This window comes from Nocardia arthritidis NBRC 100137 (assembly GCF_001612765.1).
Classification (GTDB): Bacteria; Actinomycetota; Actinomycetes; order Mycobacteriales; family Mycobacteriaceae; genus Nocardia; species Nocardia arthritidis.
Genome location: NZ_BDBB01000079.1, coordinates 1 through 11,358, shown reverse-complemented (window position 1 = coordinate 11,358; position 11,358 = coordinate 1). Strand labels below are relative to the sequence as shown.

The window sequence follows — 11,358 nt, the reverse complement described above, 5'->3', positions numbered from 1 at the left end:
CCGCGGTGGGCGCCGGGACCGGGCTGGCCGGCGCGGGCGCCGCGTTCACCTGAGCGTTGTTCTGCGGCCCGCTGCTCGGACGGCCCGGCACCGGAGCCCCGGGTGTGGTGGTGACCGGAACCACCCGCTCCCCCTGTGGCGACCGCGCCGAAGGCGAGGCGTTCAGCGGCGGCACCGGAGTGCCCTGGGCCGGGGTGGGCTTGCCGATCACCGTGACCGAGCCGTCCGGCCCGATCAACAGGCGGGCCGGGTCCTTGGCGGGAATCATCCCCAGCTCCCGGGCGCGCAACGCCAGTTCCGGAGCCGAATCGGCGACCTCGACCTCGCGCTGCAGCGCCGCGCGCTCGTCGGCCAGCCGCCGGTTCGTCGCCCGCGCGTCGCCGAGCTGATAGCTGTCTTCGGCGGCGCGGGTGGTCAGCAGCAAGGTGAGCGCGAGACCGCAGCCGAGCAGAACGAGAATGGCCGTGACGAACGGGATGCGCGCGGCCATCGCCGAGCGCCGCACGGTGGGCAGAAACGCGGTGTCCGAACCGCTTTCGGCGCGCAGGCGCCGCTTCGCGTAGGCGCGCTGCGCCGCGCCGGATTTCACCCGCTCGGCATCCTGGACCCGCCGGGCGACCCGGCTCGGCGCTTCGACGGTCCGCGTCCGCACGCTCATCGATTCCCCTCCTCTGTCCTCCCGGGACGCCGGATCAGCACAGCGCGCCGCTGTCTCATCCGGCCTCCGACATCGCTGCGGCACATCCGCACCCGACCGGCGCGACGCGGCGCCGGGCACTGCTCGATCACCGCGCCTCCTGGATCCGCTCGGCGGCGCGCATGCGTACCGGCGCCGCCCGCGGGTTGTCTTCGATCTCCTGCTCGGTCGCCTTCTCCGCTCCGCGGGTCAGCATCCGGAACTCCGGTCCCATGCCGGGGAGTTCGACCGGCAGGTCCACCGGTGTCCTCGACGCGGTGTGCGCGACGAACTCGTGCTTGACCACCTTGTCCTCCAGTGACTGGTAGGACATGACGACGATGCGCCCGCCCACGCGCAGCGCGGCGAGTGCGGCGGGCAGCGCGGCTCGCAACGAGTCGAGTTCCCCGTTGACCTCCACGCGCAGCGCTTGGAAGGTGCGCTTGGCGGGGTGCCCGCCGGTGCGGCGCGTCGCGGCGGGGATCGTGGCGTACAGCAGCTCCACCAGCTCCGCGCTGGTGGTGAACGGTTTGATCCGGCGGCGGCGGATCACCTCGGCGGCGATCCGGCCTGCGAAGCGTTCCTCGCCGTAGGTCTTCAGTACCCGGGCCAGGTCGCCGTGGCTGTAGGTGTTCAGCACGTCGGCGGCGGTGAGTCCGCTGGTCGGGTCCATCCGCATGTCCAGCGGGGCGTCCACGGAATAGGCGAAGCCGCGATCGGCCTCGTCCAGTTGCATCGAGGAGACGCCCAGGTCCATCAGGATCGCCGAGACCGAACCGATGGCCGGCAGTCCGGCCTCGGTCAGCGCGTCGGCGATACCGTCATAGCGGGTGTGCACCAGCGTGATTCGATCCGCGAACGGCGCGAGCCGCTCACCGGCCAGCCTCAAGGCGGTGGTGTCGCGGTCGAGACCGACCAGGTGGATGCCCGGATAGGTGCTCAGGAAGTGCTCGGCGTGACCGCCGAGACCGAGCGTCGCGTCGACGTATACCGCGCCGGGCTCGGCCAAGGCCGGACCGAGCAGCGCGTCGGCTCGCTCGAGCAGAACCGGAACATGGCGGGGACCGCGCTGTTCACGGTTCACCTCGACCTCCCGGAGTCCTGCCTCGCGTCGTCGCGCACCGCCACACGGGTCGCCTTGATAACAGAGTGCTTTCGATACGGATTACGAATGCCCCGGGGTCTCTGACCGAACTCCGGCACCTGGCGTCGGGGAAGTACGTCAGGGTCCGCGTCCGGGCAGAGACCGCGTGGCACTCGTGCGCCCGCGGCTAGAAGATTCCGCCCAGCGACTCGTCTCTGGCTTGCGAAAAGTCCTCCTCGTGCTCGGCGAGGTAGGACTCCCACGCCTGCTTGTCCCAAATCTCCAGGAAGTCGACCGAACCGATCACCACGCAATCCCTTTGCAGGTTGGCGTAGCGACGATGGTCGGCGGACAACACGATCCGGCCCTGCGCGTCCGGACGCTGCTCGTCCGTTCCGGCCGCGAGTGCCCGGACGAACGCACGGGCCTGCGGGTTGCTTCGAGACGCGGCCGCGGCACGCCGGGCGAGCGCGGTGAACTCCTCTTTCGGGTACACGGCAAGGCTGTGGTCCTGCCCCTTCGTGACCATCAACCCTCCCGCCAGATCGTCTCGAAACTTCGCAGGCAACGTGAGTCGCCCCTTGTCGTCCAGGCGAGGTGTGTAGGTACCGAGAAACATCTCGATACCTCCCTAACGATCACCTCGATGGTCGGCCCTTCAGTACTGCGCGCTCCACATTACCCCACTTTCCCCCACTTTCAATCGAAACAGGCGGTGATCTGGCTCCCGACCCAGACGATTACGCAGGTCACCCCAGCTATCACCGCCGTGGAGAACTTTCGCGAGTTCTTCCGACACGCGCCACCCCCCGGGACAAACGCCCGAAAACACCCAGCAAACGCTCTGGTGCGCCCGGAGAGGGGGCGCGGTGGGGGAAGTTTGTGGGGAGGTGTGGGGGAAGGGGGACTCCGGTTCGAAGATCATCCGAGAGGTGGTCGGACACACACGCGAACCGGCGACGCCGCACCATCGCGGTGCGGCGTCGCCGGTTGTGCTGAAGTTGTCAGGCTACGGGCGAGCTATTCCTGCTCGAACCGCCGCCGGAAGCGATCCTCCATGCGCTCGGAGAAACCGCCCGATTTCCGCTGCCGGCCTCGCCCGCCCGAACCGGAGGTCGCTTGACCGCCGGACCGATCGTCCTTGGCGATGTTCTTCGAGGTGCCGAGCAACAGGAGTACGCCGGCGCCGAACATCACGATGAATCCGATCAGACTGATGATCGGGAAGCCGCCGGGCTTCACGGGCGCGGCGATGCCCGCGACGAGGAGGAAGAGGCCGAGGACGAACAACGCCGCGGCCTGGAGTCTGCGACGACTCGAGGTCGAACGTAGCCGTCCGCCGCGGACGGATGAGGCGAACTTGGGATCCTCAGCATAGAGAGCGCTCTCGATCTGTTCGAGCATGCGCTGCTCGTGCTCGGAGAGTGGCACGGTACCTCCCCCGGCACTAGGCGTGGCTGTCGCCTCCGGGTAGGCGACAGATAGCCGACCTTGGCGGCCATCTGTCACCAATGATACGAGTTCGATCAGGGCCAGACCACCTTATGGGCGCAGTCGGACGTAGTCCGTCCTCAGAACGCGCACGGCCGCAGCGAAGGCGAAGGTACGCCTTATGGGCGCAGTCGGACGTAGTCCGTCCTCAGCACACGACTAAGCGGTCATGCCGCCGGTCACTCCCGGGGCGGGCCGCAACCGAGCCGACGCCGCGAGGAGGTCTTCCACGTCATGGAGGAATGCCGCCACCCGCGAAGAGAACTCGTCCGCCTCGTGTTCGTCGACATTCCGGTCCAGCCCCGCCTCCAGCGCCGCCCGGATCTCCGAGCGGGCGCTGAAGTAGTCGGCCCACATCACGAATTCCGGCGCGGCGCGCTGCATCAGCACCCACGCGTTGCGCGAGCGCGCCCGGGGTGCGGCGTCGGCGCCCGTGAGCGCGATCACCGCGCCCGCGCCGCGCAACGCCGCCAGATAGGCGGTGCGGAACCGCTCCCGCGGATCTCGTTCCCCCGCCGCCTGCATGAGCAACCCGTCCGCGCGCTCAAGCAATTTGCCGGCCCTGCCGGGCCGGCCCGGATGTTCCACTCGACCAGACATCGACATCGCCGTCCCTCCACCATCGCGTACCTTGGCCCGTATCCCGTACTGGAGGCGGGGTGCCCCACCGCTATCCAGCACCACCCGGACCGAACAGGTATTCGAACGTTTGAATTGAGCTTCAATATAGAGACGCCCACCGACAAACTTCCGCGTCCGCGCGACCGACGAGAGCCATGACCGCCGTCAAGCCCAATCACACTCCCGCACCCGCCGTCGTCGACCTCTCGGTGACGGCTCTGCGCTCCCGGCTGCACGACGCACTGGCGGTCTATGTGGCCGCCATGGACTATCCGCGCGGGACCGAGAACCATCGCGCGCCGATGTGGACCGAGCACACCACCCGGCCCGGCTGGCAGGCGGTCGCCGCGGTGCTGCCCGACGACTCCGGCCGGATCGATCTGCGCCACGCCCCGATCGTGGCGATCGCCTACGGCTATCGCGGCGCCGCCCACCAGTGGTGGCACCAGCAGGTGCACAGCGGAATGCGGCGCTCCGGCTGGCCGGAACACTCCGCGCGCGAATTGCTGTCGGACTACTTCGAGCTCACCGAACTGCATGTGCATCCCGCCGCGCAGGGTCGCGGCATCGGCGGCACACTGCTGGAACGGCTGCTGCGCGACCGCACCGAGCGCGCCGTGCTGCTGTCCACGCCCGAGGTCACCGGCGAGGACAATCGCGCATGGCGGCTGTACCGCAGGCAGGGATTCACCGACGTGGTCCGCAATTTCGTGTTCGCGGGCGACAACCGTCCGTTCGCGATCCTCGGCAGGCGGCTGCCGCTGTGAGGGTCACGTGACAGTGGTCGTCGTCGGCTCGGGCCACAACGCCTTGGTCGCCGCATGCTACCTCGCCCGCGCCGGACACGAGGTGGAGGTGCTCGAACGCGACGACGTCCTCGGCGGCGCCGTCTCGACGGTCGAGCGGTTCCCCGGCCATCGGGTCGATCGCGGCTCGTCGGCGCACATCATGATCCGCCACACCGGCATCGTCGAGGAACTCGAACTCGACCGCTTCGGCCTGCGATACATCGACTGCGACCCTTGGGGTTTCACGCCCGCGCACGCGGGCCGCTCCGCGATCGTGTTCCATCGCGACCTGGAAGCGACCTGCGCGTCGATCTCGGCGGCTTGCGGCCCGCGGGACGCGGCCGCCTACCGTGGGTTCGTACGGACGTGGGGTCCGCGCAGCGCCCGGGTGATGCGGGCCTTCGGCGGCGGACCGACGCCCGGTCGGCTGGTGCGATCGTTCTGGGGGATGGACGCGAAGGACGGCGGCAGCGCTCTGTCGCGGGAATTCCTGCAATCCGGCGACGCGCTGCTGGACGCCTGCTTCGAGGACGAACGGTTGAAGGCGTCGCTGGCGTGGTTCGGCGCGCAGTCCGGGCCGCCGATGTCCGAGCCGGGCACCGCGCCGATGGTGGGCTTCGCCGCGCTCATGCACGCCCTGCCGCCGGGGCGCGCGGTCGGCGGCAGCGGGGCGCTGACCACGGCCCTGGTGGCGCGGCTGCGCTCCGATGGCGGGGTGGTGACCGCGGGCGACGCGGTGTCCGCACTGCGCCGCGACGGAGACCGCTGGCGGGTGCGCACCGCCTCGGGCCGAGACCTGCGCGCGGACATCGTGATCGCGGGCTGCCATGTGCTGACGACGCTGGAGCTGCTGCGCGGCGGTGGCTTCGACGGCGCGGTGCTCGACGACTGGCGCAGGCGCATCCGCGTCGGTCCCGGAATCGGGATGGTGGTGCGGGCCGCCACGTCGGCGCTGCCCCGCTACCCCGGCAGCCCGATCGAGCATTCCGCCCACGGCCTGCAATTCCTGGTGTCCGACCGCGCGCAGTTGCGCCGTGCGCACGGTGCGGCGCTGGCCGGGGACCTGCCGCCGCGACCGGTCGTCCTGGCGATGAGCTTCAGCGCCCTGGACCCGACCATCGCGCCGCCCGGTGAACATCAGTTGTCGCTGTGGGCGCAGTGGCATCCGTACCGCCTGGCCTCCGGTGCCGACTGGGCCGAGCTCGCGCGGCAGGAGGGCGACCGGATCATCGCCGAAGTGGAGTCGTACGCACCCGGTTTCGCGGAGACGGTGCTGCGCGGGCACGTGCAGACGCCGGTAGATCTGGAGCGCGAACTCGGGCTCGTCGGCGGCAACGTCATGCACGTGGAGATGTCGCTGGACCAGATGATGCTCTGGCGACCGCTGCCCGAGCTGGCGTGGCAGCGGGTGCCCGGCGCGCGGGGGCTGTATCTGACGGGCGCGTCCACCCATCCCGGCGGCGGTGTCTCCGGCGCGAGCGGCCGCACGGCCGCCGCCCTCGCACTGCGCGACCTGCACCGGCGCGGGCTGTCCCGGTGGCTTCGACGATGACGGACTCGGGCGACCCGCCGCCTGCCCCGGCGGAACCCGCCGCGCTCGAGCACTCCGCAGGCCCGCTGTCCGGCTATCGCTCGGCGAGCTTTCTGCTGCCCCTCGTCCTCGTGGCGCTGACGATCGTCGCGCAGATCGGATATCCGCTGACCACGGGCGGTGGGCGCGACCGGATCACCGTCGCGGTCGTACTGCTGTCCACCGGCGCCGCGCTGGCGCACGCGACGGCGACCAGGGGATTGCGCTATGCCGTCGGCTTTCTGACCATCGTCTCCGGCATCGGGCTCACGGCGGAGGTGATCGGCACTGCGACGGGCATCCCGTTCGGCTGCTACGAGTACGCGCCCGACCGGATCGGACCGGCCTTGCTCGAGGTGCCGTTGCTCATCCCGCTGGCCTGGACAGGCGGGATCTATCCGGTGTGGGTGGTGGCCGGGATGCTGTCGCGGCGCACGGTCGCCCGGATCGTGTGGACGGCGGTCGGCGCGGTGGGCTGGGACCTGTTCCTCGATCCGCAGATGGTGGCCGACGGGCAGTGGACCTGGTGTGATATCCATTCCGGACTACCCGGCCTGGACTGGATTCCGCTGACGAATTACCTGGGCTGGTTCGGCGTCGCGCTCGTGATGGCCGCGGTGCTCGCGGTCTGGGAGCGGGCGGCGCCGGATCCCGTGCGGACGCCGCGATCGCAGAGCCGCGCGATCGCGCTCACCGCTGCGGTGGCCTTGTTCCTGTGGACCTGGCTCGGGTCGGCGCTGGCCCACGCGGTGTTCCTCGACCTTCCTTCCTCGGCGGGATACGGCTTCGCCGGCATGGGGCTGCTGGGCGTTCCCCTGCTGGTCGTCCTGGCTCGCGCGCGCCGCTGACCCGCCGCCGCGGCCCGCGCCCGGCGCGCCGACGCGCGCTGCGACTGGCGCGTTTCATTCCGGGCGGCCGGCCTGGCACGATGTCACCCGTGCAGCCGAGTCCCGTCATCACGAAGCCCGATGTCCCGGACCTCCCGCAGCGGCGGGCCCCACGCCGCGGCGCGCGTGTCGCGTCGGTGGTCCTGCTCGCGGCGATGCTGGTGCCGATGCTCGCCGGCTGCCTGCGGGTGCAGGTCTCGATGGGGGTCTCGTCCAACGACCGGGTGTCCGGCCGGATCGTCGCCGCCGTGGTGCCCGCCGACCCCGGTGACAAGGGCCCGCAGCTGAAGGCGCCCGAGACGCTGGCCGCCAAGGTGCGGGTGGAGCAGTACGCCCAGGACGGCTACACCGGCAGCCAGGTGTTCTTCGAGGACCTGTCCTTCGGCGAGGTGCAGCAGCTCGGGCAGCTGTCCGAGCAGACCCAGGGCATGTTCCAGTTGCAGTTCCAGCGCACCGGCGACCTGGTCAGCCTCACCGGGCGGGTCGATCTGAAATCCGTGCCGCCGCACGGCTCGGACGTTCAGTTCACCATCGCCTTCCCTGCCCGCGTCGCCAAGACCAACGGCAGCCGCGAGGGCGACAGCGTGGTCTCCTGGAAGCTGCCGGCCGGTGATGTCTCGACGCTGCGCGCCGAGGTCAGCTATGCCGACCCGAACACCCGCTCGTTCGCGGGCTGGGCGGGCATCGCGGGCGGCATCACGCTCGCGGTGGCGGCCATCGTCGCGGCGATGGCGTACATGGACCGCAACCCCGCCCCGCCCGGCGCGCCGGAAGTCGGCTTCTCTCTGAGCCGCTGGTGGCGCTCGGTGACGCAGAATCGCTGAGCGGCAGGTCGGTGCGCCGCGATAGCGTGGCCCCCATGGTGAGTGCCGACCTGCCGAAGACGTTGCGCGCGAACTCGATCCTGCCGACCTTCGCCACCGCGGTGGCGGCGCTCGGCGCGGGCATCGCGCTATACAACCGCATCACCGTGCAGAGGTTGACGAATGCCCCGACGACGGTGATCGAACCCGTCACCGTCTGCGTCCCGGCGCGCAACGAGGCCGACCGGCTGCCCGCCCTGATCGGTGACCTGCGCGCGCAGGTGGGCGTACCGCGCCTCGCGGTGCGCATCCTCGATGACGCGTCCACCGACGACACCGGCGCCGCCGCTCGAGGGGCGATCGGCGACGACCCGCGTTTCACCCTGCTGCGCACCGAATCCGATCCGGTCCCCGGCTGGACCGGAAAGGCCGCCGCATGTGTCCGGCTGGCGGAGGAGGTGTCGACGCCAGTGCTGATCTTCCTGGACGCCGACGTGCGGCTGGCCCCCACGGCGCTCGCCGCGGCGGTCGGCGCGCTGCGCACACGCGCAGCCGCGCTGGTGTCGCCCTGGCCCCTGCAAGTGGCCGATTCCGTGGCGGAGGCCGTGGTCCAGCCTCTGCTGTGCTGGTCATGGGCCTCGACGCTGCCGATCGCCATGGCCGACCGGAGCCTTCGGCCCGCTACGGCGGTGGCCTGCGGCCAGTTCCTCGTGTTCGACAACGCCGCCTACCGCGCGGTCGGCGGGCACACGGCCGTGGCCGGGAGCGTCACCGAGGACCTCGACATCGCCCGTACGCTGCGGCGAGCCGGTCACGCCACCGCTCTGGTGGCCGCGGGAGAGCTGGCCCGCACCAGGATGTATCGCGGCGCCGCCGACCTGGACGCGGGCTACACTCGCTGGCTCTGGTCGGCCTACGACGGCACGATCGCGGGCGGAGCAGCGGTGGGACTCATTGCGGCCCTTGCCTATTGGGTGCCGCCCGTGGCCGCCGTGCTCGGCAGGGGCGCGGTCCGCCGGACGGGCGCGATCGGCTGGCTCGCCGCCGTCGCCGGGCGCCTGCTGGCCCGCTCGACCGAAACCGGCGGCCCGCTGGGACGCGCGGACGTGCCGGTCGCCCTCGCGCATCCGGTGTCGGTGGCGGCGTATCTGCTGCTGTGGGCGCGTTCGCACCGGGCCCGCCGTCGCGGCACGGCGCACTGGAAGGGGCGCTCGCTCCCAGCAGCGGCGCCGGGCCGCGACGGCTGAACCTCATGGGACCGCGGTGATTCCGACCGTCGGCAGGAAGAAGCACGACTTGGCGCCGTTCTGGACCGTGCCGAACACCGCGGCGAGAACGGTGCCCTTGCCGGTGTCCACCGGGACCGCCCGCACCCCGCCCATGGGCAGGGCCGCGAAGAGGAAGTCCCGGATCGCCTGCTCGGTCACCGACCGCTGGTCCGCTGGAACGGCAGCGGGGATCATCGCGCGGGCGATGTCGGTCAGCGGCCCCATGGCGGCCGTTCCGCTGCGTCCGTTGCTCAGATTGAGCCAGGCCACCTGCATTCCCGCGGTGTTCGCGCCGTCCGGCCCGAGGCCATAGGGCACGAAGGTGAACATGGCCTGCCCAGCCTTGACGGCGCTGAGGTCCAGTCCGGGAAGCTGCACGGTGTTCTTCGGCCACGGCCCGGGAATGGCTCCCGCCACCGCGGGCGCCAGCCCGGCCGTGGTGTTGTCCAGGCAGAACGCCGATGCGCTCGGGTACGCGAACGGCTGGATACCGAGCGCGCGCAGCGCGTCGAGCGCGGTTTGATAGGCGCCGAACAGGTCGCCGGGGGCGGCGATCGGCGCGGAAGGATCGGAGAACGCGGGAATCGTGGCATCCGGAGCCGCGAACGCGGCACCCGGCCCGGCAAACGCGAGGGCGACCGAACAGGTCGCGACAGCGGACAATTGGGTCAGACGACGCAAAATGATCACGAAACCTCCTCATCGGCGGAACGATCGAGGGGCACAGTACTCCGGCAAACGGCTCCAACAGCACGGATTGCGTACAGCAATTTCGCGGCGAGTCTCGTTTGCCCGAAACGGGCTTGCGCGGGGCCGACCACGTTCCCCATCCCCGGCGATAGCCGTATGCTGCGTCGGACCGCCGCCATCCGGCGCTGAAGGCCCGTCCGCGCGAACGCGACAGGCTCACACCGCCCCTCGGCGAAGCAGCGCACGCCTGGTTACTACAAGGATCCGGTCAACTGGCGTGGACAAGGTCTACGCTCACGCTGATTACTTCTCTTGTTCCAGGCTTCCCTTGCTGGGCATCATGATTCGGCTCGCCCCTGACGTCGGTTGACAGGGGTTCGGCGCCAACCATCCAGAGCGACCGAGAGACCTGGCTCGTCGACGTCGCAGCAACCCCCCGGTCACCGGGTGCGGGTGCTTCCGCCGGGACCGATGGAGGAACCGAAGTGATCATCGAGGACCCGTCATGAGTGCGTACACCGCACCCCGCGCCGCCACCCCGGCGCGCGAACCGGGCCCGACCGGCACACTCGTCCCCGCGCCGGACGCCGCCGAGTACAGCACCCCGCCGACCGTGGCCAAGACCCGGCACCCCTGGCGCTGGGTGGTCAGTGCCGTCACGCTGATCCTGCTCGCCCAGTTCGTGCACGGGCCGGCCACCGAACCCGGGTGGGACTGGCCGACCTTCGCGCAGTACATCCCGCTGAACCCCGTCCGGCGCGTGGGCGATCAGGCGGCCGAGGCACTGCTGGTGCACGGGCTGGCCGACCGCAACGCGGCGCGGGCGCGGGCGCGGGCGATCGAACTGCTGGCCGACGCCGGACTGGATCGGCCGGAACTGCGGGCCGGTCAGTACCCGCACGAGCTGTCGGGCGGGCAGCGCCAGCGGGTGCTGATCGCCGCGGCGCTGGCCTGTCCACCGGACCTGGTCATCGCCGACGAGCCGACCAGCGCGCTCGACGCGACCGTCGCGCGCCGGTGCTGGACCGGCTCGCCGCGCAGATCACGGCGCGGCACGGCGGTGCTGCTGATCACCCACGATCTGGCCGTCGCCACCGAACGCGCCGATCGGCTCGTGCACAAGACATTCCGGGCGCGCGGGGGCGACAGCGTGACCGCGGTGGCCGGGGTCGGCTTCGAACTGAGCCGCGGCGAGACCCTCTCGCTGGTCGGCGAATCCGGGTCGGGCAAGTCCACCACCGCGGATCGCGTTGCGGCTCACCGAACCCGATCGCGGCGAGGTCGCCTTCGACGGGCAACCGCTGTCGAAGGCGCGCGGATCGCGGCTGCGCGCGCTGCGCGAACGCTTCCAGGTGGTGTACGAGAACCCTTACGCCTCCTTGGATCCGCGCTGGCGGGTGGGCTCGATCATCGAAGAACCGTTGCGCGCGTTCGGAGTCGGCAGTCGTGCGCGGCGGCGCGACCGGGTGGCGGCGTGCAC

11 protein-coding genes, 1 pseudogene and 1 riboswitch are annotated in these 11,358 nt (G+C 70.9%); of the genes and pseudogenes, 6 read left to right on the top strand and 6 right to left on the bottom strand.

Annotated elements, in window-relative coordinates; all coding sequences use genetic code 11:
• The 5 genes from ftsL to NA8_RS31875 form a co-directional block, all read right to left on the bottom strand.
• The coding region (gene ftsL, locus NA8_RS31895) for a cell division protein FtsL (RefSeq protein WP_063054008.1) at positions 1–658 on the bottom strand (658 nt) is incomplete at its 3' end.
• 127 nt (positions 659–785) lie between these two features.
• Entirely contained in the window at positions 786–1,760 is a 975-nt protein-coding gene (gene rsmH, locus NA8_RS31890; RefSeq protein WP_063054005.1) for a 16S rRNA (cytosine(1402)-N(4))-methyltransferase RsmH, read from the bottom strand.
• A 187-nt stretch (positions 1,761–1,947) separates the two neighbouring features.
• Positions 1,948–2,379, bottom strand: coding sequence for a division/cell wall cluster transcriptional repressor MraZ (mraZ, locus tag NA8_RS31885; protein WP_039797118.1), 432 nt, complete (start codon positions 2,377–2,379; stop codon positions 1,948–1,950).
• A 401-nt stretch (positions 2,380–2,780) separates the two neighbouring features.
• Positions 2,781–3,191, bottom strand: a complete 411-nt coding sequence (locus tag NA8_RS31880; RefSeq protein ID WP_063054004.1) for an SCO2097 family morphological protein — start codon at positions 3,189–3,191, stop codon at positions 2,781–2,783.
• A 219-nt stretch (positions 3,192–3,410) separates the two neighbouring features.
• On the bottom strand, positions 3,411–3,851 hold the full coding sequence (locus tag NA8_RS31875) for an SAV_6107 family HEPN domain-containing protein (protein WP_039797092.1): 441 nt from the start codon (positions 3,849–3,851) through the stop codon (positions 3,411–3,413).
• Positions 3,852–4,027: 176 nt separating this feature from the next.
• Between NA8_RS31875 and NA8_RS31870 the strand changes: the two genes are divergently transcribed.
• From NA8_RS31870 to NA8_RS31850, 5 genes are all read left to right on the top strand, one after another.
• The gene (locus NA8_RS31870) at positions 4,028–4,639 is read left to right on the top strand and encodes a GNAT family N-acetyltransferase (protein WP_063054003.1); all 612 of its coding nucleotides are present in this window, start codon (positions 4,028–4,030) and stop codon (positions 4,637–4,639) included.
• Between the two features lie 7 nt (positions 4,640–4,646).
• Positions 4,647–6,212 carry a phytoene desaturase family protein gene (locus NA8_RS31865; protein ID WP_063054002.1) on the top strand — a complete coding sequence of 522 codons (1,566 nt, stop codon included), beginning with the start codon at positions 4,647–4,649 and terminating at the stop codon, positions 6,210–6,212.
• Complete coding sequence (locus NA8_RS31860; protein ID WP_084467240.1) at positions 6,209–7,078, top strand: carotenoid biosynthesis protein; 870 nt, start codon at positions 6,209–6,211, stop codon at positions 7,076–7,078. Before NA8_RS31865 ends, NA8_RS31860 begins: the two co-directional genes overlap by 4 nt.
• A gap of 194 nt (positions 7,079–7,272) precedes the next feature.
• A complete protein-coding gene (locus tag NA8_RS31855) occupies positions 7,273–7,941 on the top strand; it encodes an LppM family (lipo)protein (RefSeq protein WP_245664085.1) in 669 nt (222 codons plus the stop codon).
• Positions 7,942–7,976: 35 nt separating this feature from the next.
• On the top strand, positions 7,977–9,167 hold the full coding sequence (locus tag NA8_RS31850) for a glycosyltransferase family 2 protein (protein ID WP_063054001.1): 1,191 nt from the start codon (positions 7,977–7,979) through the stop codon (positions 9,165–9,167).
• Between the two features lie 3 nt (positions 9,168–9,170).
• Here NA8_RS31850 and NA8_RS31845 read toward each other — a convergent pair whose 3' ends face one another.
• Positions 9,171–9,878 (bottom strand): hypothetical protein, encoded by a 708-nt coding sequence (locus NA8_RS31845; RefSeq protein ID WP_063054000.1) that lies wholly within the window; start codon positions 9,876–9,878, stop codon positions 9,171–9,173.
• A 384-nt stretch (positions 9,879–10,262) separates the two neighbouring features.
• Positions 10,263–10,356: riboswitch (SAM riboswitch) on the top strand.
• Between the two features lie 264 nt (positions 10,357–10,620).
• On the opposite strand from NA8_RS31845, the pseudogene NA8_RS31840 reads away from it, so the two are divergent.
• A pseudogene (locus tag NA8_RS31840) lies at positions 10,621–11,358 on the top strand (ATP-binding cassette domain-containing protein); the annotation flags it as partial.

Excerpts from the sequence above, each read along its gene's own strand:
- mraZ (WP_039797118.1), bottom strand. The coding sequence starts at position 2,379 with ATGTTTCTCGGTACCTACACACCTCGCCTGGACGACAAGGGGCGACTC.
- NA8_RS31875 (WP_039797092.1), bottom strand. The coding sequence starts at position 3,851 with ATGTCTGGTCGAGTGGAACATCCGGGCCGGCCCGGCAGGGCCGGCAAA.
- NA8_RS31870 (WP_063054003.1), top strand. The coding sequence starts at position 4,028 with ATGACCGCCGTCAAGCCCAATCACACTCCCGCACCCGCCGTCGTCGAC.
- NA8_RS31860 (WP_084467240.1), top strand. The coding sequence starts at position 6,209 with ATGACGGACTCGGGCGACCCGCCGCCTGCCCCGGCGGAACCCGCCGCG.
- NA8_RS31855 (WP_245664085.1), top strand. The coding sequence starts at position 7,273 with ATGCTGGTGCCGATGCTCGCCGGCTGCCTGCGGGTGCAGGTCTCGATG.
- NA8_RS31850 (WP_063054001.1), top strand. The coding sequence starts at position 7,977 with ATGGTGAGTGCCGACCTGCCGAAGACGTTGCGCGCGAACTCGATCCTG.